The following is a 22,053-nucleotide window of genomic DNA, read 5'->3' as shown; positions in this document are numbered from 1 at the left end:
CGAACGTGCTGGGTCCGCGGCGTCAGGGCATCGGATCGAGGCCGTGGTAGGGGAAGACGGCCTGCCGCGTCGCCATGATCGCGCGGTCGACGGCGTCGGCCGGGTCGTAGCCGCCCGACAGGTCCTTGAACGCCGGGGTGCGCCCGTCGGTCATGGTTAGCGGCGGCGTCTCCCTCGTCCGCTCGCGCACCAGGGCCTGCCAGCCCGCGCCCGTCCTCGTCGAGGGGTCGACGGGATGGCCCGACACCTCGGCGATGAGGTGCGTCCACGCCCGCGGCACCACCTGGACCAGCTCGTAACCGCCGCCTCCGGTGACGATCCAGCGCCCGCCGGCCGTCTCGTGGGCCAGGCGGTGCAGCGCGGCATAGGCGGCGCGCTGGCCGTCGACGCTCAGCATCAGGTGGGCCAGCGGGTCGAGCGCGTGGCTGTCGCAGCCGTGCTGGGTCACCAGGATCTCGGGCGCGAACTCCCTCAGCAGCGGCGGTACGACCGCGTGGAAGGCGCGCAACCAGCCCTCGTCGCCGCACCCCGCGGGCAGCGCCACGTTGACCGCGGTGCCCTCCGCGCCGGTCTCCTGCGGCCATCCCGTGCCGGGGAAGAGCGTGCGGGGGCTCTCGTGCAGGCTGACGGTCAGCACGCGGGGGTCGTCGTAGAAGAGCGCCTGGACGCCGTCGCCGTGGTGGACGTCGACGTCGACGTAGGCGACCTTCGAGGCGCCCTGCGCCAGCAGCCAGGCGATTGCCACGGCGGGGTCGTTGTAGACGCAGAAGCCGCTGGCCACGTTGGCCATGGCGTGATGCAGGCCGCCGGCGATGTTGACGGCGTGCTCGGCCGTACCCTCCCAGACCGTGCGGGCAGCGGCCAGCGAGGCGCCCGCGATGAGCGCGGAGGCCTCGTGGACGCCCGCGAAGGACGGGTTGTCCGGCGTGCCGAGGCCCGCGGCCAGGTCAGGACGGCCGTCCGCCGAGACGCGCTTGACCGCCTCGATGTAGTCACGCTTGTGGACGAGGGCCAGCTCGTCGTCGGTGGCCGGTACGCAGCCGACGACCTCGGTCCGGTCGAGAACGCCGAGCTCGCGGGCCAGCGCCATGGTCAGCTCGACCCTGATGGGAGCGAGGGGGTGACCCGGGCCGAAATCATAGGCAGTGAGGGCGTCGTCCCAGACGACTCGCACCGACTCGCTCATGCGCCGACGTTACCGCAGTGCCGGTGACCCGGGCGAAACCCGCACCACATGATCCACTCTCCTGCCCCGCCGCCCGGAGACCCGCGGCGACCGCGGCGACTGGTTAGGGTTCAGGCCATGCGCGTAGGGCGGGCGATATGGCGGTTCTTCGGCCGTCCCGAGGTGTTCGACGCGACGCTGGTCATCGTGCTCGGCACCATCGCCGTGGTCGGCCTCGTCGCCGGACTCATCGGCGATCCGCCTCTCGTCGCCGGCGGGGCCATGCTCCTGGCCTCCGCCCTCCCCCTTCTCGCCCGGCGCCGCCACCCGATCCCCGTCGCCGTCGCCGTCGCCGCGCTCGACGTCGTCGGCACCCTCACCGGCACCAACTCGGTGGCCACCACCGCGCTGATCGCCCTCTACAGCCTCGGCCGCTACACCGAGGGCAGGAGGACGCTGGTCACCGCTGTCGCGCTCGCCACCGCCTACGGCATCGCCCTCGCGGTGAGGACGCCCACGGAGAGCCTGGCCATCGCCTCCTACCTGGTGGCCGTGGGCGTGGGGCAGCTCGTCAGGGCACGTGTCGAGCTGCGCGAGCGTTCGGCCAGGGAGCGCGCCGACGAGGCGGTCCGCGCGGAGCGCCGCCGTATCGCCCGCGAGCTGCACGACGTCGTCGCCCACCACCTCAGCGTGATCAACGCGCTGGTCGGGGGGGCGCGCGCGGTCATGCCCCCGGATCCGCCGGAGGCCCGCGAGGCGCTGCTGTCGGCCGAGCAGACCGCCAGGCAGGCGCTGACGGAGATGCGGCACCTGCTCGACGTGCTGCGGGCCGACGGCCCCGGCGGCGGCGAGGCGACCGGGGCGGGCGCGGCCGGGCTGCCCGCGCTGGTCGAGCAGGCCGGCGCGGCGGGGCTGCCGGCGAGCCTGGCGGTGGACGGCACGCCCGTGCCGCTGCCCGCGGCGATCGACCTGGCCGTCTACCGGATCGTGCAGGAGGCGCTCACCAACACCCGCAAGCACACGCGCGGGGCGCGGGCCACCGTACGGATCAGCTACGAGGAGGGGGCGGTCGAGGTCGAGGTGCTGGACGACGGTACGGCCGGGCCCTCGTCCTCCCCCGGCGGCTTCGGGCTGGCGGGCATGGCCGAGCGGGTGGCGCTCTGCGGCGGGCAGCTGTTCACCGGGCCCCGCGAGGTCCGCGGCTTCGAGGTCCGTGCGAGGCTTCCGCTGTGATCACCGTGCTGCTCGTGGACGACCACGCCCTCGTCAGGACCGGATACCGGCTCATGCTGAACGCCCAGCCCGACATCTCCGTGGTCGGCGAGGCGGGCGACGGCGCCGCCGCCGTGGCGCGCTGCCGCGAGCTGCGCCCCGACGTGGTCATCATGGACCTGCACATGCCCGGCGTGGACGGCATCGAGGCGACGTCGGCCATCGTCGCCGAGTTCGCGCAGACCAAGATCCTCATGTTGAGCACCTTCGACCTGGACGAGAACGTCGTGACGGCGCTCAGGGCCGGAGCCGACGGCTTCCTGCCGAAGGACGTCTCGCCCGAGGAACTGGTCGAGGCCGTCAGGGTGGTCCACGGCGGCGCGGCGGCCGTCGCGCCGCGCCTGCTGACCGGGCTGATCCGCACCTACGTCCGCGGGGGCCGGCCGCGCGCGGAGATCGACGGGCTCACCGCGCGGGAGCAGGAGGTGCTCGTGCTCATCGCGAAAGGCCTGTCCAACGCCGAGATCGCCGAACGGCTCGCCGTCTCGCCGAGCACCGTGAAGAACCACGTGACCGCGGTGTTCGCCAAGATCGACGTCAGCAACAGGGCGCAGGCGGTGATCGTCGCCTACGAGCGCGGGCTGGTCACCCCCGGGGGCTGAAGCAGCGCGACGCCTGACCGGCCATGACCCTCGGATCTCGCGCGGGTCACTCGGCGCGCAGGGCGATGACCGGGTCGAGGCGGCCCGCCCGGCGTGCCGGGGCGACCCCGAAGAAGACGCCCACCGCGGCCGACACCCCGAACGCCAGCGCGATCGACCACCAGGTGATGGCGGCGGGCACCGGCGTGAGCGCCTGGATGGCCAGCGCGCCGCCCACACCCAGCAGGATGCCGACCAGGCCGCCGATGGTGGTCAGCAGCACGGCCTCGATGAGGAACTGGGCGAGGATGTCGCGCTGGCGCGCCCCGAGCGCCTTGCGCAGGCCGATCTCCCGGGTGCGTTCGCGGACGCTGACGAGCATGATGTTGGACACGCCGACCCCGCCCACCAGCAGCGAGATGCCCGCGATGGCGGCGAGCACGCCGGTGAGCATGCCGAGGACGCTGCCGATGGTGCCGAGCAGCTGGGTCTGGGTGACGGCGGAGAAGCGCTCGCCCGGATACCGCTCGCCCAGGGCGGCGACGACCTTCCGCTGGAGCGGCTCGATCTCGTCGGGGCCCGAGGCGCCGACCGCGATCCCGTTGATCCTGCTGGCGCCGATCAGCCGCTGCGCGGTGGTGACGGGGACGTGCACCTCCTTGTCGCGGGCCACCCCGAAGGTCGCGCCGACCGTCGTGTAGACGCCGACCACGCGGAAGCGGGCGCCCGAGACGGTGATCTGGCGGCCCACGGGGTCGACGTCGCCGAACATCTCGTCGGCCACCTCCGCGCCCAGCACCGCGACCCTGCGCCGGGTGTCGACGTCGGTCTCGGTCAGGTAGCGGCCGCGGTCGAGGGGACGCTGGAAGATGTTGGGCAGGTTCTCGTCCGTGCCGACGATCGTGACGAAGGCATCCTTCCTGCCGACGCGCACGGTCTCGCCGGACTGGACGGAGACGGTCACCTTTCCCGGGTCGCCGACGACGCGGCGGACGTAGGCGGCGTCCGACAGGTTCATCCTGCTCTGGGTCGGGACGGCGCCGACGCTGAGCTGGCCGGGGACGACAAGGATGATGTTGCTGCCCAGGCCGGAGATCTCGCGCTCGATGGCGTTCTTGGCGCCGGAGCCGATGGCGACGAGGACGACGACGGCGAGGACGCCGATGATGACGCCGAGCATGGTGAGCGTGCTGCGCAGCCGGTTGACCCTGAGGGCCTCCAGCGCCATGAAGAACGCCTCCGCGCCCCTCACGCGCCTGCCTCCTCGCCGGTCGCGGCGGGCCGGTGCGCGGTGTCCAGCTCCACCCGGCCGTCGCGCACGTGGATCTGGCGGCGCGCGTGGGCCGCGATGTCCGGCTCGTGGGTGACCAGCACGATGGCCACCCCGCTGTCGGCGTTCAGCCGGTCGAGGATCGCCATCACCTCGTCCCCGTTGCGGGTGTCCAGGTTCCCGGTCGGCTCGTCGGCCAGCAGCACCGACGGCTCGCCGACCAGCGCCCGCGCGATCGCCACCCGCTGCTGTTCACCGCCCGACATCTGCGAGGGCCGGTGGTCGAGCCGGTGCCCCAGCCCCACCGCCTCCAGCGCCCGCCGCGCCCGCGTCCGCCGTTCGGCCTTCCCCACCCCGCGGTACACCAGCGGCAGCGCCACGTTGTCCACGGCCGACGTCCGGCCGAGCAGGTGGAACGACTGGAAGACGAACCCGATCGTCCTGTTGCGCAGCTCGGCGAGCGCGGTGTCGGACAGGGTGGACATCTCGGTGCCGTTCACCCGCAGCGCGCCTGACGTGGGCCGGTCGAGGCAGCCGAGCAGGTGCATCAGCGTCGACTTGCCCGACCCGGACGGCCCAACGATCGCCACGAACTCGCCCTGGTCGATCCGCAGGCTCACCCCGCGAAGGGCGTCCACGGAGACGCCTTCGAGCTGGTAGGAGCGTGTGAGGTCGACGGCCTCCAGTGCGGGGGTCATGACAGCGGCTGGCCCTGCCGTACCGCGTCGGCGCCCTTGACCACCACGCGCTCGCCCACGGTCAGGCCGCTCACGACCTCGACCATCGCGTCGCCCTGGGCGCCGAGCTTGACCACGCGCCGCTGGGCCGTACCGGCGGACGAGATCCAGACGACGCTCTCCCGCCCGCTCGAGACGATCGCCGAGGCGGGCACGGCGACGGCGGAGGGCGCCTCGCGGACGGTCAGCCTGGCGACCGCGCTCATGCCGGGTTTGGGGGTGGGCGCCGCGGACCCGTCGTCGAAGGCGCCGGAGCCGAGGGACAGCTGCACGGGGTAGCTGACCCCGCCGGTGGTGGCCTCCATGGGCTGGATGCCGACGCCCGTCACCGTGGCGGTGTAGGTCGCGCCGGGCACCGCGTCCAGCTCGATCTCCGCGCGGGTCTCGGGCTTGACCAGCAGCACGTCGGTCTCGTCGATGTCGGCGGAGAGCGTCAGCTTGGACACGTCGGTCACCGTCACGATCGGGTCGCCCGCCGACACCGGCACGCCGACCGCGACCGGCGCGCCGCCGCCCGACGACCCACCCGCCGGTACGGCGGGCAGCTGCGGCGCCGCCCCGCCGGGGATCTGCCCGAGCAGCCCGCTCAACGCGCTGGAGCCGCCACCGCCCGAAGGACGCCCGAGCGTGACGACGCCGCCGAACGGCGCCTTGATCGTGAGCGCCTTCACCGTGGACTCGGCGGCCTTGACCGCCACCCTGGCCTGCGTGCGCGAGGCCGCCTGCAGAGACGACATCGAGGCGGTCAGCCCGCTGGTGAAGCCGCTGACGGTACGGCTGAGCGACGCGGTGATCTGCGACAGCGCCTGCTTGTTGGCCTTGTGCTGCGTCTCCGCCATGTCGATGGCGGACAGCAGCTGCCTGCGCGCGGCCGCGTCGTCCACCTTGCGGGCCTCCGCCCTGGCCTTGGCGAAGTGCCTGGCCACCTTGCGGTCGAAGGCGCTGGTGTCGATGCTCGCCAGGCGCGGCGTCGAGGGGGCGGGCACGGGACGCGCCGCCCTGCGCGCCTGGGCGAGCTGGTCGGTGGCCTGCGGGGACCGGATCCTGGCCAGGATCTGCCCCTTGGCGACCTTCTCGCCGTCACGCACGTACAGCTTGGTCACCGTGCCCTGGGCGGGCGCGCGCAGCGTGGCCGTGGCCCTGGCACCGATCGTGGCGGGCGCCTCGACGACCTCCGTGACCGGGGCGCGCTGCACCTGCGCGAGCTGGAAGGCAGGCGGCTCCTCGGCGGTGCAGCCGGTAAGCGCTAACAGGACGAGCAGCGGGGGGATACCGCGACGAACCGTCACGCCGCCTAGCGTAGAGGGCGCATCAGGCGACCGCCTGCCGTACCCCTCTCACCGCCGGTACGGCCAGCAGCACCGCGCATCCGGTGACCGCGACGGCACCATGGTCTGCACGCTGGTCGCCCACATCACCGACCAGAACGCCCACGCGGCGCCGCCCAGCACCATGACGACCAGGAGGGACGCGCCGAGGGCGATCGTCAGCGGTTCCAGCGCGAAGAGCAGCAGCCCGGCCACGCCCGCCGCCAGCGGCCTGGCCGGGCGGACCCGCAGGGCGACCAGGCCGCCGACGATCGTGCCCGCGCCGCCGGCCGACAGGACGAGGCCGTAGGCGGTCTCGCCGTACGCGCCGGTGATCAGCTCGGAGCCGAGGGGGATCAACGGGCCGAACAGCGTGATGCCGAAGACGACCCGGTTTCCTAACAGCGGGCCGACCGCAGGACATGCCTGACGCCGGGAGCCTGCGGTCAGCCGGAGGCGAGCTGGCGGCCGCGGTCGCGGGCCGCCTCGATGGCGGCCAGGAAGGCCGCGCGCACGCTGTGCCGTTCGAGCTCGGCGATCGCCGCGATGGTCGTACCGCCGGGCGAGGTCACCGCCTCGCGCAGGATCACCGGGTGCTCCCCCGAGTCACGCAGCATGATCGCCGCTCCCACGATCGACTGCGTGACCATGTCCAGCGCCGCGGCGCGCGGCATGCCGAGCAGGATGCCCGCGTCCACCATCGCCTCGACCAGGTAGAAGAAGTACGCGGGACCGCTGCCCGACAGCGCCGTCGCCGCGTCCTGCTGCGACTCGGGGATCCGCAGCACCTTGCCCACCGGCTTGAGCAGGTTCTCGGTGCGCTGCAGGTGCTCTTCACCCGCGTACGCGCCGGCCGAGATCACGCTCATCGCCTCGTCGAACTTGATCGGCGTGTTCGACATGACCCTGACCACCGGCACGTCCACCCCGAGCCGCTGCTCGACGAACGCGGTCGTGATGCCCGCCGCCGCCGAGATGACGAGCCTGTCGGCGGGCACGTAGGGGGCGATCTCGGCCAGCAGGGCGGCCATGTCCTGTGGCTTGACGGCGAGGATCAGCGTGTCGGCGGCCTTGGCGGCCTCGGTGTTCGACACGGTCCGCACGCCGTACGTCTCCCGAAGCGCCTGGGCCCGCTCCTCCCTGCGCGCGGTCGCCAGGACGTCGCCCGGCTTGAACCCGGCCCGCAGCAGCCCCGACAGCAGGGCCTCGCCCATCTTGCCGGTTCCCAGAATCGCAATCATGCGGGCAGCCTACCTAGTCCGACGTGGCGGCATCGCGCCGGAAAAGGCGGCGGCCGGTACGGCACCGCGCCGGAAAAAGGCGGCGGCCGGTACGGCGTCGAGGACGGGCCTGGCGAGGTCACGCCGGAGCGGCACACTCGACCACGACCACCTCGCCGACCTTGGGGATCCCCGACCGGCCCGCCCCGGGATAGCGACCGGACTCAGCCATGAGAGGAGCGACCGGCTTCCGCCCCGTAAGAGGACCGACCGGCCGCCGCTCCCGGAGGGAGTCGACCGGCCTCCCCCAGGAGGTCGACCGGCCTCCCCCAGGAGAAGGAGCGTGCGGTCTCGGCCCCAGCCGCGAGAGGCGCGAGCAGTCTCGGCCCCGGAGAGAGGGCCACCCGACCCCGACTCCTGGAGGGAAGCGAGCGGACTCGAACCCGGAGAGCGTGACGGTCGCAACGCCGGGAGGAAGCGAGCGGCCTCGATCCCGGAGAGCGTGACGGTCGCAACGCTGGGAGCCTCAGTCCCGGGAGAGGAGCGAGCGGGCGAAGAAGGTCAGGTTGGCCGGGCGCTCGGCCAGGCGGCGCATGAGGTAGGCGTACCAGTCGTCGCCGTACGGCACGTACACCCTGACCTGCGAGCCGACCCCCGCCAGCCGCCGCTGCTCGGCGGGCCGCACGCCGTACAGCATCTGGAACTCGAAGCCGGTGGTGTCGCGCCCGTGGAGGACGGCCAGCGCGGCGGAGATCTCGATCAGGCGCGGGTCGTGGGTGGCGACCATCGGGTAGCCGGTGCCCGCCATGAGTGTCTTGAGGCAGCGGACATAGCTGCGGTCGATGTCCCTCGGTGAGGTGTACGACAGCGCTTCGGGCGCCACGTACGCGCCCTTGCACAGCCGTACCCTGGCGCTGTCGAGCTTCGCGCAGCGCTCAGGCGCGGCGCGCAGGTAGGACTGGACGACCACGCCGACGTCGGGATGCTCCTTGCGGAGGGTCGAGTGGATCGACAGCTGGGCCTCGATGGTGTCGTGCTCCTCGGCGTCGAGGGTGACCGTCACGCCCCTGGCCGCGGCGGCCTCGCAGACCGACGCGGCGTTGTCGAGGGCGAACTGCTCCGACAGGCGGAGGCCGAGGGCGGTGAGCTTGACGGAGACGTCGGCTCCCGAGGGGAGACCTTCGAGGAGGGTGAGGTAGGCGCGGACCTCGCGCTCGGCCTGTGTCCTGTCGGTGACGTCCTCGCCGAGGTGGTCGACGGTGACGAGCAGGCCCTGGTGTGACAGGTCGTGGACGACGGCGCCCACGTCGTCGGCCACGTAGCGGCTGACCACTCCCCTGGTCAGCGGGGACGAGGCGATGAGACGCTCGGCGCGCTCGCTTCGCGAGGCGGCCAGGAGAACGTGACGCAGCACATCATCAGCGTAAACCCCCGCATCGCCTGTGGATCACCGCCCCGATCTCTCCCGCGACCCTCGGTACGGCCCGCCAGGAGCACCCCGACGTGGCCACCCCGGGAGGCCGGCGCCGACACCCCGAGACCGTCCCCCGAGGTCCGCGGGCAGGACCGACGGGCCCGAGACGGTCACCCGACGCCTGCGGGAAGGGCCCGAGACGGTCACCCGACGCCTGCGGGAAGGGCCCGAGACGGTCACCCGACGCCTGCGGGAAGGGCCCGAGGCGGTCACCCGACGCCTGCGGGCAGGACCGGCCGAGACACCGCGACGGTCGGAGGGCGATTCGCTCGGAAGGCGGGCGCGGGCCGGCGCGAAGGATGGGCGGTGGGAGGGTGAACCGGGGCGTCGCGGGATCCGTCATACGGGTATGCGGACTACAGCCCTCGTGGCCGGGTGTCTGATGCTGACCCTGAGCTGCGGCGCGGCCGCCACTGACACGGCAGCCCGCCCGAACCCCCACCAGCCCGTCGCCGCCCAGCCGGTGATCAGCACACCCTCCACCTCCCCCACCCCGTCGCCGAAGAAGGTCAGACCGGTCGGCGACACCGTCAACACCCGTAAGGTCCGGTTCGAGAGCGCCAAGGCCAAGGACCGCCTGGTCAAGCTGGTCTGGTGGTCGGGTGTCGAGCCGTGCGCGGTGCTCGACAGGGTGGCGGTGAAGGAGACGGCCAAGCAGGTGACCGTCACCCTCTACGAGGGCACGGCGGCCAAGGCCCAGAACGTCTCCTGCATCGAGATCGCCATCCAGAAGACCACGACGGTCAAGCTGAAGGCGCCGATCGGGAAACGCAAGATCGTCGACGGCGCCGGGCGGCGCTAGAGAAGACGCTGGAAAAGACGCCAGAGAAGCGCCGGCACGGGCGCTGGAGAAGCCGAACCCACACGACGGCCGTCCCCGAGGGGCGGCCGTCGCCGTGTGCGTCCGCACCGGGTTGGAACCGCGGGGTGCCGCCTGTCGTTCAGGATCGTGAGTCACTCGGAAAATCCCCCTCGCCGGGAATGTCGGTGCGCACCCAGAGGTTGAGTCGCATAGGCTCAACTCGTTTGACAAACCATTCGTCGGTCCATAGGTTGAGCCCAACAAGCTCAACTTTGACTACAAGGACGTACTCATGGCACGTGCGGTAGGTATCGACCTGGGGACGACCAACTCCGTCGTCTCGATCCTCGAGGGCGGTGAGCCCACCGTCATCGCCAACGCGCAGGGCTCGCGGACCACGCCGTCCGTGGTCGCCTTCGCGAAGAACGGCGAGGTCCTCGTCGGTGAGGTGGCCAAGCGTCAGGCCGTCACCAACGTGGACCGGACGATTCGCTCGGTCAAGCGCGAGATGGGCACCAACTGGTCCACGGAGATCGACGGGAAGAAGTTCTCCCCGCAGCAGATCAGCGCTTTCGTCCTGCAGAAGCTCAAGCAGGACGCCGAGGCCTACCTGGGCGAGAAGATCACCGACGCCGTGATCACCGTCCCGGCCTACTTCAACGACGCCCAGCGCCAGGCCACCAAGGAAGCCGGCACGATCGCGGGCCTCAACGTGCTTCGCATCATCAACGAGCCGACGGCCGCGGCCCTCGCCTACGGCCTCGACAAGGACAAGGACCAGACCATCCTGGTCTTCGACCTCGGCGGCGGCACCTTCGACGTGTCCCTGCTCGACGTCGGCCAGGAGGACGGCCACGGCTTCGTCGAGGTGAAGGCCACCTCCGGCGACAACCACCTCGGTGGCGACGACTGGGACCAGCGCGTCGTCGACGAGCTGGTCAAGCGCTTCCAGAACGCCCACGGCGTCGACCTGGCCAAGGACAAGATGGCCCTCCAGCGCCTGCGCGAGGCGGCGGAGAAGGCCAAGATCGAGCTGTCCAGCCAGGCCGAGACCAACATCAACCTGCCCTACATCACGGCCTCCTCCGAGGGCCCACTGCACCTCGACGAGAAGCTGACCCGCTCGGAGTTCCAGCGCCTGACCGCCGACCTGCTCGAGCGGACCAAGGGCCCGTTCCACCAGGTCATCAAGGACGCCGGCATCAAGGTCTCCGACATCGCCCACGTGGTGCTCGTCGGTGGTTCGACCCGTATGCCCGCCGTCTCCGAGCTGGTCAAAGAGCTCACCGGCGGCAAGGAGCCGAACAAGGGCGTCAACCCCGACGAGGTCGTGGCGATCGGCGCCGCGCTCCAGGCGGGCGTGCTCAAGGGTGAGGTCAAGGACGTCCTGCTGCTCGACGTGACCCCGCTGTCCCTCGGCATCGAGACCAAGGGCGGCATCTTCACGAAGATCATCGAGCGCAACACGACGATCCCGACCAAGCGCTCGGAGGTCTTCACCACGGCCGAGGACAACCAGCCGTCGGTGCAGATCCAGGTCTACCAGGGCGAGCGTGAGATCGCTTCCTACAACAAGAAGCTGGCCACCTTCGAGCTGACCGGCATCGCCCCGGCCCCGCGCGGCATCCCGCAGATCGAGGTCACCTTCGACATCGACGCCAACGGCATCGTCAACGTCTCCGCCAAGGACCTTGGCACCGGCAAGGAGCAGACGATGACGATCACCGGCGGCTCGGCGCTGCCGAAGGACGACATCGAGCGCATGATGCGCGAGGCCGAGTCCTACGCCGAGGAGGACAAGAAGCGTCGTGAGGAGGCCGAGGTCCGCAACAACGCCGACGGCCTCGCCTACCAGACGGAGAAGTTCCTCCGCGAGAACGACGACAAGGTCCCCGGTGAGATCAAGACCGAGGTGAACGACGCGCTCGCCGAGCTGAAGAAGGCTCTCGAGGGCACCGACACCGACACGATCCGCACCTCGGCGGAGAAGCTGGCCACGGTCAGCCAGAAGATGGGTTCGGCGATCTACGCTCAGAGCCAGCAGCAGGCCGGCCCCACGCCCGAGGGCGAGACCGGCCAGGCCAAGGCCGGCGGCGACGACGACGTCGTCGAGGCGGAGATCGTGGACGACGACCAGCCCAAGAAGGACCAGTGACGATGTCTGAGCCGCGCGATAACGGGCCCGAGTCAGAGCCGGTGATCCGCGACAACCGCAAGATCGACCCCAAGACGGGTCAGGCGAGGACCGCCAAGGAGGAGCCGGCCCCGGCCGCTCCTCCGGCGGACGCCGCGCCTGTCGCGGGGGGCGACACCGGCCTCCTGGCCGAGCGCACCGCGGACCTGCAGCGGCTGCAGGCGGAGTACACCAACTACCGCAGGCGGGTCGAGCGCGACCGGGTCGCGGTCCGCGAGCAGGCGGTCGCCGGAGCGCTCACCGAGCTGCTGCCGGTCCTCGACGACATCGGCAGGGCTCGCGACCACGGCGAACTGACCGGCGGTTTCGCCAAGGTCGCCGAGTCGCTGGAGGCGGTCGTCACCAAGCTGGGGCTGACCCCGTTCGGCCAGAAGGGCGAGCCCTTCGACCCGACGGTCCACGAGGCGCTGATGCACAGCTACTCCTCGGAGGTGACCGAGCCGACCGCCATCGAGGTGCTGCAGCTCGGCTACCGCATCGGTGATCGGGTGCTGCGCCCGGCAAGGGTCGCGGTCGCCGAACCCGAGGACGCCCCGGCCGCGTCCGACGACAACTGAGAACCCCCCGAAAGGACGCCATAGATGAGCACCAAGGACTACCTGGAGAAGGATTACTACGCCGTCCTTGGTGTGCCGAAAACCGCCACCGCCGAAGAGATCAAGAAGGCCTACCGGAAGCTGGCCAGGCAGTACCACCCGGACGCCAACCAGGGTGACTCCGCCAAGGAGGCCAGGTTCAAGGAGATCTCCGAGGCCAACGACGTGCTCTCGGACAGCAAGCGCCGCAAGGAGTACGACGAGGCGCGCACCCTGTTCGGATCGGGCATGGGCGCGCCGCGGCCCGGCGGCGGTGGCGGTGGTTTCCCGTTCGACTTCGGCGACCTGTTCGGCGGCACCGGCCAGCACAGCGGAAGCACGAGCGAGCGCATCGGCGACCTGTTCGGCGGGCTGTTCAACAGGGGTGGCGGCGGGAGCACCCGCACCACGGGCACGACGACCAGGCCGCGCCGCGGCCAGGACATCGAGTCCGAGGTCACGCTCTCCTTCACCGAGGCGGTCGAGGGCCACACCGTCTCGCTGAGGCTGACCACGTCGTCGGCGTGCAAGGCCTGTAGCGGCACCGGAGCCAAGGCCGGCACGACCCCGCGGGTCTGCCCGACCTGCGAGGGCACCGGTGCGGCCAGCCGTAACCTGGGCAACTTCGCCTTCTCCGAGCCCTGCCGCGACTGCAAGGGCCGCGGGCTCCTCGTCGACGACCCCTGCCCGGTCTGCGACGGCAGCGGGCGGGCCAAGAGCACCCGCACCATCCAGGCGCGCATCCCGGCCGGGGTGGCCGACGGGCAGCGGGTCAAGCTCAAAGGCAAGGGCGCGCCCGGCGAGAACGGCGGGCCGGCGGGCGACCTCTACATCCAGACTCACGTCAAGCCGCACGCGGTGTTCGGGCGGTCGGGCGACAACCTGACCATCACCGTTCCCGTCACCTTCACCGAGGCGGCGCTCGGCGCGGAGATCAAGGTGCCCGTCCTCAAGGGCCTGCCTGTCACTCTGCGCATTCCGGCGGGTACGCCCAACGGCCGCACGTTCAGGGTCCGCGGCAGGGGGGCCACCCGTAAGGACGGCACCAAGGGCGACCTGCTCGCCTCGGTGGAGGTGCTCGTGCCGCAGGAGCTCGACGACAAGTCGCGCGAGCTGCTGAACGAGTTCCGCACCGCCACCGCGAACGATGACCCTCGGGCCGACCTCATCCAACGTGCCAGGAGTGAGTAGGCCGATGGACGCCAACTACTTCAACCTGTCGGACGAGACACCCGTCTACGTCATCTCGGTGGCCGCCCAGCTGTCCGGCCTGCATCCGCAGACCCTGCGGCAGTACGACCGCCTCGGGCTGGTCTGCCCGGGCCGTACGGCGGGCCGCGGCCGCCTCTACTCCATGCGAGACATCATCCAGCTGCGCGAGGTGCAGCGCCTGTCCCAGGAGGAGGGCATCAACCTCGCCGGCATCAAGCGGATTCTTGAGCTGGAGAACGAAGCGCTGAGGCTGCGTGAGGAGGTTCACCGCCTCAGAGCCGAAGTGTCCATGGTCAAGGCGCTGATCCGCTACGAGTTGCCACCGGGGGCCTGAATACATGGACTACAAGCTCACGCAGAAGAGCCAGGAAGCGCTGTCGGTCGCCATGCGGCGGGCGGCCACCGAAGGAAATCCCGAGATCGCGCCGGCCCATCTGCTGGCCGCCCTCCTCTCCCAGACGGGCGGCACCGCCGTACCTCTGCTCGAAGCGGTCGGCGCCGACTGGAAGGCGTTGCGCGCCAAGGTGGAGGCGGCGCTGGCGGCCCTGCCGAAGGCGCAGGGCGCCACGGTGAGCGCGCCCTCCAGCTCGCGTCAGGTGCTGACGGTGATCAACACCGCCGCGCAGCGGGCCAAGCGTCTGGAGGACGAGTACGTCTCGACCGAGCACCTGCTGGTCGGTCTCGCGACCGACGGCGGCGAGATGGCCACGCTGCTGAAGAACTCGGGGGCCACGCCGCAGGCGCTGCTCGACGCGTTCGAGAAGGTGCGCGGGCACGCCAGGGTCACCAGCGAGACGCCGGAGGACACCTACCAGGCGCTGGAGAAGTACGGCGTCGATCTGACCGAGCGGGCCAGGAGCGGCAAGCTCGACCCGGTGATCGGGCGCGACTCCGAGATCAGGCGCGTGGTGCAGGTGCTGTCGCGCCGTACCAAGAACAACCCGGTGCTGATCGGCGAGCCGGGCGTCGGCAAGACCGCCGTCGTCGAGGGGCTGGCGCAGCGGATCGTCGCCGGTGACGTGCCCGAGTCGCTGCGCAACAAGAAGCTCGTCTCGCTCGACCTCGGCGCGATGGTGGCGGGCGCGAAGTACCGCGGCGAGTTCGAGGAGCGGCTCAAGGCCGTGCTCTCCGAGATCAAGGAGAGCAACGGGCAGATCGTCACCTTCATCGACGAGCTGCACACCGTGGTCGGCGCGGGCGCCGCCGAGGGCGCCATGGACGCGGGCAACATGCTCAAGCCGATGCTGGCGCGCGGCGAGCTGCGCATGATCGGCGCCACCACCCTCGACGAGTACCGCGAGCGGATCGAGAAGGACCCGGCGCTCGAGCGGCGCTTCCAGCAGGTGTTCGTCGGCGAGCCGTCCGTCGAGGACACCATCGCCATCCTGCGCGGGCTGAAGGGCCGTTACGAGGCCCACCACCAGGTGCAGATCGCCGACAGCGCCCTCGTGGCCGCCGCGGCGCTGTCCGACCGCTACATCACCAACCGCTTCCTCCCCGACAAGGCCATCGACCTGGTCGACGAGGCCGCCTCGCGGCTGCGCATGGAGATCGACTCGCGTCCCGTCGAGATCGACCAGCTCCAGCGCAACGTCGACCGGATGAAGATGGAGGAGCTGGCCCTGGCCAAGGAGACCGACGAGGCCTCCCTGCAGCGCCTCGAACGGCTGCGCGCCGAGCTGGCCGACCGCCAGGAGGAGCTCAACGCCCTCGTGGCCAGGTGGCAGCGCGAGAAGGACGGGCTCAACCGGGTCGGCGACCTGAAGAAGCAGCTCGACGAGGCGCGCGGCGCCGCCGAACGTTTCCAGCGCGACGGCAACTACGCCGACGCCTCCAGGCTCCTGTACGACGAGGTTCCCCGCCTGGAGAAGGAACTGCTGGCCGCCGCCCAGGAGACGCCCGAGCAGCAGATGGTCAAGGAGGAGGTCGGCTCCGACGACATCGCGGAGGTCATCTCCTCGTGGACCGGCATCCCCGCCGGGCGGCTGCTCGAGGCCGAGACCGCCAAGCTGCTGCGAATGGAGGACGAGCTCGGCAGGCGCCTCATCGGGCAGCGCGAAGCCGTCCAGGCCGTCTCCGACGCCGTACGGCGCAGCCGCGCCGGCATCGCCGACCCCGACCGGCCGACGGGCTCGTTCCTGTTCCTCGGCCCGACCGGCGTCGGCAAGACCGAGCTGGCCAAGGCGCTGGCGGAGTTCCTGTTCGACGACGAGCGGGCGATGACCCGCATCGACATGTCCGAGTACTCCGAGAAGCACAGCGTCGCCCGCCTGGTCGGCGCGCCTCCCGGCTACGTCGGCTACGAGGAGGGCGGCCAGCTCACCGAGACCGTACGGCGGCGCCCCTACACCGTCGTCCTGCTGGACGAGGTCGAGAAGGCGCACCCCGAGGTCTTCGACATCCTGCTGCAGGTGCTCGACGACGGCCGGCTGACCGACGGGCAGGGCCGCACGGTCGACTTCCGCAACACGATCCTCATCCTGACCTCCAACATCGGCTCGCAGTACCTCGTCGATCCGAAACTGGAGAACGGCGCCAAGCGCGACGCGGTGATGGGCGCGGTGCGGGCCTCGTTCAAGCCGGAGTTCCTCAACCGGCTCGACGACGTCATCCTCTTCGACGCGCTCGGCACGGAGGAGCTGACGAAGATCGTCGACCTGCAGGTGGACCGGCTCGCCCAGCGGCTGGCCGACCGGCGGCTCGCGCTCGACGTCACCCCGGCGGCGCGCGACTGGCTGGCGATCACCGGCTACGACCCGATGTACGGCGCGCGGCCGCTGCGGCGGCTGGTGCAGTCGGCGATCGGCGACAAGCTGGCCAAGGCGGTGCTGTCCGGCGAGGTGGTCGACGGCGACACGGTCCTGGTCGACCTGGGCGACGACGAGCTGACCATCGGCCGCGCCTGACCCTGGCCCCTGAACCACAAGGCCTCGGGCGGATCCCCGTCCGGGGCCTTGTCACGTCCGCGTGGCCCCGTCGCGTGCTCCGTCCACGAGGGGCGTCCCGCCCACGGCGAGAGTCCCCGGGGAGCGCGTCCCACACACGGGGAGAGTCCCCGAGGGGCTCGTACCGCACACGGGGAGAGTCCCCGAGGGGCGCTTCATGCTCAGGAGGACAGTCCTCGAGGGGCTCGTCCCGCTCGCGGGAGAGCTGTGGGGCGGGGCCGGTCGGGGCCCGTGGTCAGGGGGTGTCGGCGCGGGCCAGGGACAGAACCTCCTCGGCGGTGGGCGGGGAGGCCGGATGGTGGCTCAGGCACATCGGCACGCTGATCTGGTGGAACCCCGCCCCCTCCGCCGCCACGTAGAACCGCCCGGCCCGCAACCGCCCGATCTCCGTCGCCGCTCCCCCCTTGGCCCTGGCCATCTCCTCCGCGGCCTGCCGCTGGATCGGCGCGTTCAGGAAGCCGAAGAACTGTGTGGCGGCGTTGCCGGGGATGTGGTTGTGCAGCCCCTTCGGCGCCTGGGTGGCGAACACCAGGCCCAGGCCGTACTTGCGGGCCTGGGAGGCGAGCATGAGGGTGCTGCCCGTGGCGGGCGTGGTCTTCGCCTGCGGCGCGAACGTCTGCGCCTCGTCCATGACCAGCAGCCCGCCCAGCGGCCGGCCGCCCGCCGGATGCCGTCTGAACCACGCGAACAGCCCGAGCTGGAGCCGGTTGACGAAGCCCTGCCGCTGCTCGTCCTCCTGGAGCCCGGCCATGTTGATCACCGACACCCGGGCCCGCCGTCCACGCTCCGGGGTCAGCAGCACGCCGGGGTCGACCGGGGTGCCGCGACCGCCGAACAGGGGGTCGTTGATGACCGCCGCCCGCAGGTTCTGTCCCACCTCGGCGGCCAGCTTCGCGGCGCCGTCCAGGTCGCTGACCTCCTCGGGCAGGTCGGACAGCAGCTCGATCAGCCCCTCCAGCCCGTGCGCTCGGAGCTTCGCGTGGTGGGCGACCGCCTCCCTCAGCACGGCCTGGGAGCGCTGCGCCTTGGCCGTCGCCCCGTCGATCCTGGCCTTGGGGGCGAGGGCGGCCACCGCGGCGTCGATCGCCAGGCGGAACTCGTCGGGGTCGTCGGCCAGGCCGCTCAGGTCAGGCAGCGGCTGGAAGGTGAGCGGGCGGCCGGTCTGCCTGCCGGGGGTCCAGACGACCACGTCGGTGTCGCGGAGGTAGTCGGCGGCCTTCTGCCGGTCGCCGTCCTCCCAGGCGGGTGGGGGCTCGGGCCATGCCGTACCGAGGCGGGACAGGTCGTTGTTCGGATCGAGCACGACGGCGGAGACGCCCTGCAGCGCGCACTCCTCGACGAGCCTGCGGATCAGCACGGTCTTGCCGGAGCCCGAGCCGGCGAAGATGACCGTGTGCTTCCTGAGGGCCGCCAGCTCGATCCGCACCGGGGTGCCCGCACCCGTGTCCGTGCCGACGACCACGGAGCCCGGGCGCGCGCCGGCTGCCCCGGATCCGGAACGGCCCGCGCCGGTGGTGAGGGAGCCCCCGCCGGACAGCGCGACCCTCACGGGTGCGGCGGGCTGGGCGACAGGCCCGGGCGGCGCGGCAGCGGCTTCCACGGCGGGCGAGGCGGCGGGGTCGGGTGGCGCGGCAGCGGCTTCCACGGCGGGCGAGGCGGCGGGGTCGGGTGGCGCGGCGGCAGCCCCTTCCACGGCGGGCAGGGCAGCGGGGCCGGGCGCGGCGAGAGCCGGCGCGAGGGCGGTGGCGGGGTGGCTGAGGGCCTCGACCAGCAGCTTCACGTCGTCGGCCGGACGCCGGGCGGACAGCCACTCCCGCAGGTGCGCGGGCTCCTCGTCGAGCAGCGCCCGCAGCGCCGCCAGCGTGCGCAGGTCCGCCTCGTCCACGTGCAGCACCCGCCCGCCCGCCGCCTCGAACGCCGCCACCGCCTCCTTCGTCTTCGGCCCGCCCGACCAGGGCTCGTTGCGCAGCACGAACAGCTGCCGTCTCGGCACCCCCGCCTGCAGCCCCGCCGAGACGCACGCCGCCCTCAGCCGGTGCAGCGCCGCGACGGGGTGGGTGCTGGCGATGCCCCTGAAGCACCAGTGCACCTCGTCCTCCGTCGCCTCGTCGAGCGTCAGACGCAGGCGGGCGTGCAGGGGCGGTTTGGTGCTCGGCGGCGGATCCTGGGCGTACACGTGCGCCGCGGCGCCACGACCCACCGTCCACGCCGCCAGCCCTGCCGACAGGAGTCCGGGCAGGACGGCGTCCTCGGTTCTGGGGTCCAGCGCGGGCTCGATCTCGGCGCTCTCCCTCAGCCGGGCGAAGTGGGCGTCGAGCGCGGCCAGCCCGGAGGGACCGGCGCCGGACGGCGTGCCGCCACCTCCGCCGCCCCCGTCGCCAGGGTCGTCGAGCCGGTCGAGCTCCCTGATCTCGCCCTCGGCGAGGCAGCTCTGGACATGCTTGTCGATCTTGACGAGGATCTGCCGCGGCGTCAGCCCGACCGCGCTGTCGAAGGCGTCCTCCAACACCGGCCAGGTCGGGTACGGAGGGACGAACCCCACCTTGCCGAACCCCGCCGCGAAACGCCGTTCGACGATGGCCCGCGCGGTCTGCGCGTCCTTCAGCACCCTGAGCGTGGCCGGTTCCCTGAACCTGTCGCGGACGGTGTCCGTCGCCTGCTCCCTGATCAGCATCCAGGTGTGCGGCAGGCAGGAGAGCACGGTCAGGGTCCGCCGGGTGACGTCGCGCAGCGCCATCAGGCCGCCGGCCACCTGCTCGACGACCGCGCCCTGCCCCTCGTCGACCAGGCGGGCGCCGGACTGCGCCACCAGCGCGTCGACCTGGTCGACGGCGATCACCGACGGGCCCGTCAGCGCCAGCAGCCGTGACAGGTCACGCACCACCTCCTGCGGCGAGCGGTAGACCCTGGTCAGCCCCCATTCCCTGCCCAGCCCCTCGTCGGGGAGCGACGACAGGTAGGCCTGCCCCACGTCCTGCGCCGTCAGGTCGTCGGAGGCCAGCAGCACCAGGGCCCGCGCCGTGTCGTGCGCGTCCCTGAGCACGGTGCCGCCCTTGCGGCGCAGCGCCTCCACGAACAGGTCGAGCGCCTTCCTGTCGAGGTGGCCCCTTCCGTCGACGGCCCGCCGTACCATCCTGGGCACGTCGGCCAGCTGCGCCAGCCGGTTCAGCAGCAGGCGCAGCTGCGAGTGGCCGTCCTCGGCCGGCCGCCAGAGGCTGTCCAGCATCGCGATCACGATGCTCTCCCAGAAGCTCCTGGCGTCGAGCAGGCCGACCAGGAAGAAGTACCCGCCCTCCCGCTGCGCGTGCTCGCGCGCCCAGCCCAGCAGGTGGGTCTTGCCGGTGCCGCGCTGCCCCTGGATCACCACGCCGATCGGGCTGGCGTCAGCGCTCTCCTTCGCCTCGGTCACCCCGCGGCGCAGGTCGAGCGCGGCCATCGGGTGCAGGCTCTCCACGTGGTACGGCGAGGGCCGCCAGACGTCGTCAGGGGCGTGGACCGCGTTGAGCCGCAGCGCGCTCAGCGCCTCCCATTCCGCCGTCATCGGGCGCCGATCGACAGGTAGTGCTTGTCCTGGTCGCCGACGGCCAGCGCGGAGCTGCGGTCCTGCGGCCTGAGCGCCTTCTGGTTGTCCTCGGGCACCATGACGACGTCGGGCTGCCTGTTGAGGCCGCGCAGGGCGGCATCCATCACGTCCTTGGGCACGTCGGCCAGCCGCAGGCGGACGTCGGTCAGGCTGACCCAGCCGCCCGGCTCGCGGGCCAGCTCGGCGTAGACGGCCCGTACCCGCCCTTCGACGTCCTCGGGTGTGGTCTCGCGGGAGTCCGCCTCCTGGGCGGGCTGGAAGACGTCGCCCAGACGCTGGTCGGTACGGGCCAGGAAGCGCACCAGTCCGGCCAGCACCGCCCTGAGCGCGGCCCCGTTCGAGCCGGAGGTGACCTTCACGCCCGCACGGATCTCCTCGGCCAGGCGCGCCCAACCGTCGTCGGTCAGCACGTGCGCGAACGACCTGCCCCGTTTGCAGCTCTCCACCAGCTTGAGGTCGTTCAGGCGACGGCGGTCCTCGCCGTCGAGGGTGAGCCCGTACCGCTTCTTCAGCTCCGGGTTGGTCACCTCATCGGCCTCGGCCATGAGGACGATCATCACCGAGACCTGCGGAACCGACAGTGCCATTTCCTACCCTTTCGTTGACGAACACCGCGATCTCGCGGGCCACGGCCTGCGCGTCCGTCAGAACGTCGCCGCTGGTGAAGCGCAGCACCGTGTAGCCGTCCCGGTGCAGGCGCACGTCACGCCGGCGGTCCGACTCGAACTTCTCCTGCCTCAGGTGGCTGTCGTCGTCGATCTCGACGATCAGCCACGCCTCCCGCCAGAGGAGGTCGACCCTGATCGGGTTGGCGAGCGGGTGGGCGCCGTAGACCTGGTTCCACTCCCTGCCGGCCGCCCATTCGCACCACCTGAGCACGCTCTCCATGCGCTGCTCGGCGGGGCTCGCGTGATGCGGACGCCCCTTCCTGGGCGGCCACGGCCCCCGCCCGCCGGGACCATCCACAGGCTGCCAGGGAAGCCCGGACGGCGCGGGCGCGGGCTGCCCAGGAGCCCCGGATCGCCCGCGCGTGGGCTGACCGGGAACGCGGGGAGAGGCGGGCGCCGGGGGCTCCGCCGGCGGGCGCGACGACTTCACGACGCGCAGGCCCGTCCATCGTTCGAGCCACTGGCAGCCCGCGACCACCGCGTCAGCCTCGCCCTCGCTCAGGTCACCGGGTGTCTCGACCGCGATCGTCGCACCGGTGCCGAGCACCCGGCCGAGCCCCGCCGCGCGCACCTCCGCGGGGTGGCGGGCCGTACCGGGGTGGCGGGCCGTACCGGGGTGGCCGCTGAGCGCCGCCTCGGCCAGGTCGGCCAGGAACGGCCCGAAGTGCCGATCCCCCGCCGCCAGCCGTACGGCGAGCGACCGGACGGCCCTGACACCGGCGCCGCCCGGCCCAGGGATGTCCTCGGCGCCCGGTAACCACCGGGGGAAGCGGCGCACGGCGAGGTCCTCCATGTCGCGCAGCACCGCCGCCACCAGCTCGCTCGCCTGATGCGGGGCGGTCATGGCGTGCGTGAGGACGACCGGCGACACTGCGGAATCCCCTCGTTCGCGGACCATCCACTCTTTGCTGAAGCTATACGTAATCGCCCTTGCCGCGCGTGAGTGTTACGAGATGTTCGCGCCGCGCGTCTCGATCATTAAGAGCTTCACCACTGTTGCCCCAAGCCACGGTGGCCGCCGTGCCGCCGTGGCTAGCTTCGTGATTCG

At 71.9% G+C, this 22,053-nt stretch carries 18 protein-coding genes; 8 read left to right on the top strand and 10 right to left on the bottom strand.

The window, feature by feature from the left end:
- Window positions 1-22: 22 nt before the first annotated feature.
- Window positions 23-1,186, bottom strand: a complete 1,164-nt coding sequence (locus tag ACWENQ_RS24525; RefSeq protein WP_452416334.1) for an acetoin utilization protein AcuC — start codon at window positions 1,184-1,186, stop codon at window positions 23-25.
- Window positions 1,187-1,303: 117 nt separating this feature from the next.
- Between ACWENQ_RS24525 and ACWENQ_RS24520 the strand changes: the two genes are divergently transcribed.
- Window positions 1,304-2,398, top strand: a complete 1,095-nt coding sequence (locus ACWENQ_RS24520) for a sensor histidine kinase (protein ID WP_452416333.1) — start codon at window positions 1,304-1,306, stop codon at window positions 2,396-2,398.
- The gene (locus ACWENQ_RS24515; RefSeq protein WP_449915281.1) at window positions 2,395-3,039 is read left to right on the top strand and encodes a response regulator; all 645 of its coding nucleotides are present in this window, start codon (window positions 2,395-2,397) and stop codon (window positions 3,037-3,039) included. The genes ACWENQ_RS24520 and ACWENQ_RS24515 overlap by 4 nt, the downstream gene beginning before the upstream one ends.
- A gap of 46 nt (window positions 3,040-3,085) precedes the next feature.
- On the opposite strand, the gene ACWENQ_RS24510 is transcribed toward ACWENQ_RS24515, so the two are convergent.
- From ACWENQ_RS24510 to ACWENQ_RS24485, 6 genes are all read right to left on the bottom strand, one after another.
- On the bottom strand, window positions 3,086-4,270 hold the full coding sequence (locus tag ACWENQ_RS24510; RefSeq protein ID WP_449915283.1) for an ABC transporter permease: 1,185 nt from the start codon (window positions 4,268-4,270) through the stop codon (window positions 3,086-3,088).
- Window positions 4,267-4,986 (bottom strand): ABC transporter ATP-binding protein, encoded by a 720-nt coding sequence (locus ACWENQ_RS24505; RefSeq protein ID WP_452416331.1) that lies wholly within the window; start codon window positions 4,984-4,986, stop codon window positions 4,267-4,269. Before ACWENQ_RS24505 ends, ACWENQ_RS24510 begins: the two co-directional genes overlap by 4 nt.
- Window positions 4,983-6,314 (bottom strand): efflux RND transporter periplasmic adaptor subunit, encoded by a 1,332-nt coding sequence (locus tag ACWENQ_RS24500; RefSeq protein WP_449915286.1) that lies wholly within the window; start codon window positions 6,312-6,314, stop codon window positions 4,983-4,985. Before ACWENQ_RS24500 ends, ACWENQ_RS24505 begins: the two co-directional genes overlap by 4 nt.
- A gap of 48 nt (window positions 6,315-6,362) precedes the next feature.
- Window positions 6,363-6,692 carry a hypothetical protein gene (locus tag ACWENQ_RS24495; RefSeq protein WP_452416329.1) on the bottom strand — a complete coding sequence of 110 codons (330 nt, stop codon included), beginning with the start codon at window positions 6,690-6,692 and terminating at the stop codon, window positions 6,363-6,365.
- 86 nt (window positions 6,693-6,778) lie between these two features.
- Window positions 6,779-7,573 carry a pyrroline-5-carboxylate reductase gene (proC, locus tag ACWENQ_RS24490; RefSeq protein WP_354907832.1) on the bottom strand — a complete coding sequence of 265 codons (795 nt, stop codon included), beginning with the start codon at window positions 7,571-7,573 and terminating at the stop codon, window positions 6,779-6,781.
- Window positions 7,574-8,078: 505 nt separating this feature from the next.
- Complete coding sequence (locus ACWENQ_RS24485) at window positions 8,079-8,966, bottom strand: proline dehydrogenase family protein (RefSeq protein WP_452416328.1); 888 nt, start codon at window positions 8,964-8,966, stop codon at window positions 8,079-8,081.
- 442 nt (window positions 8,967-9,408) lie between these two features.
- Here ACWENQ_RS24485 and ACWENQ_RS24480 point away from each other — a divergent pair, with 442 nt between their 5' ends.
- The 6 genes from ACWENQ_RS24480 (at window position 9,409) to clpB (ending at window position 16,715) form a co-directional block, all read left to right on the top strand.
- Window positions 9,409-9,828, top strand: coding sequence for a hypothetical protein (locus ACWENQ_RS24480; protein WP_452416326.1), 420 nt, complete (start codon window positions 9,409-9,411; stop codon window positions 9,826-9,828).
- A gap of 292 nt (window positions 9,829-10,120) precedes the next feature.
- Window positions 10,121-11,983: a molecular chaperone DnaK gene (gene dnaK, locus ACWENQ_RS24475; RefSeq protein WP_354907836.1), complete on the top strand. Its 1,863-nt coding sequence runs from the start codon at window positions 10,121-10,123 to the stop codon at window positions 11,981-11,983.
- 2 nt (window positions 11,984-11,985) lie between these two features.
- On the top strand, window positions 11,986-12,579 hold the full coding sequence (grpE, locus tag ACWENQ_RS24470; protein ID WP_449915294.1) for a nucleotide exchange factor GrpE: 594 nt from the start codon (window positions 11,986-11,988) through the stop codon (window positions 12,577-12,579).
- Between the two features lie 24 nt (window positions 12,580-12,603).
- Window positions 12,604-13,788: a molecular chaperone DnaJ gene (dnaJ, locus tag ACWENQ_RS24465; RefSeq protein ID WP_452416325.1), complete on the top strand. Its 1,185-nt coding sequence runs from the start codon at window positions 12,604-12,606 to the stop codon at window positions 13,786-13,788.
- Window positions 13,781-14,143, top strand: a complete 363-nt coding sequence (locus tag ACWENQ_RS24460; protein WP_449915297.1) for a heat shock protein transcriptional repressor HspR — start codon at window positions 13,781-13,783, stop codon at window positions 14,141-14,143. The genes dnaJ and ACWENQ_RS24460 overlap by 8 nt, the downstream gene beginning before the upstream one ends.
- A 4-nt stretch (window positions 14,144-14,147) precedes the next feature.
- Window positions 14,148-16,715 (top strand): ATP-dependent chaperone ClpB, encoded by a 2,568-nt coding sequence (clpB, locus tag ACWENQ_RS24455; protein ID WP_449915300.1) that lies wholly within the window; start codon window positions 14,148-14,150, stop codon window positions 16,713-16,715.
- 274 nt (window positions 16,716-16,989) lie between these two features.
- Here clpB and ACWENQ_RS24450 read toward each other — a convergent pair whose 3' ends face one another.
- Genes ACWENQ_RS24450 through ACWENQ_RS24440 form a run of 3 tightly spaced genes read right to left on the bottom strand, consistent with a single transcriptional unit; the run spans window position 16,990 to window position 21,876 of the window.
- Window positions 16,990-20,295: a helicase HerA domain-containing protein gene (locus ACWENQ_RS24450; protein ID WP_452416323.1), complete on the bottom strand. Its 3,306-nt coding sequence runs from the start codon at window positions 20,293-20,295 to the stop codon at window positions 16,990-16,992.
- Window positions 20,292-20,882 carry a hypothetical protein gene (locus ACWENQ_RS24445; RefSeq protein ID WP_449915303.1) on the bottom strand — a complete coding sequence of 197 codons (591 nt, stop codon included), beginning with the start codon at window positions 20,880-20,882 and terminating at the stop codon, window positions 20,292-20,294. The genes ACWENQ_RS24450 and ACWENQ_RS24445 overlap by 4 nt, the downstream gene beginning before the upstream one ends.
- The gene (locus ACWENQ_RS24440) at window positions 20,866-21,876 is read right to left on the bottom strand and encodes an endonuclease domain-containing protein (RefSeq protein ID WP_452416321.1); all 1,011 of its coding nucleotides are present in this window, start codon (window positions 21,874-21,876) and stop codon (window positions 20,866-20,868) included. Before ACWENQ_RS24440 ends, ACWENQ_RS24445 begins: the two co-directional genes overlap by 17 nt.
- Window positions 21,877-22,053: the final 177 nt, after the last annotated feature.

The sequence above is a fragment of the Nonomuraea sp. NPDC004354 genome (assembly GCF_053602555.1).
The sequence above is the reverse complement of the archived record's forward strand: the minus strand, read 5'-3'. Positions and strand labels throughout refer to the sequence as shown.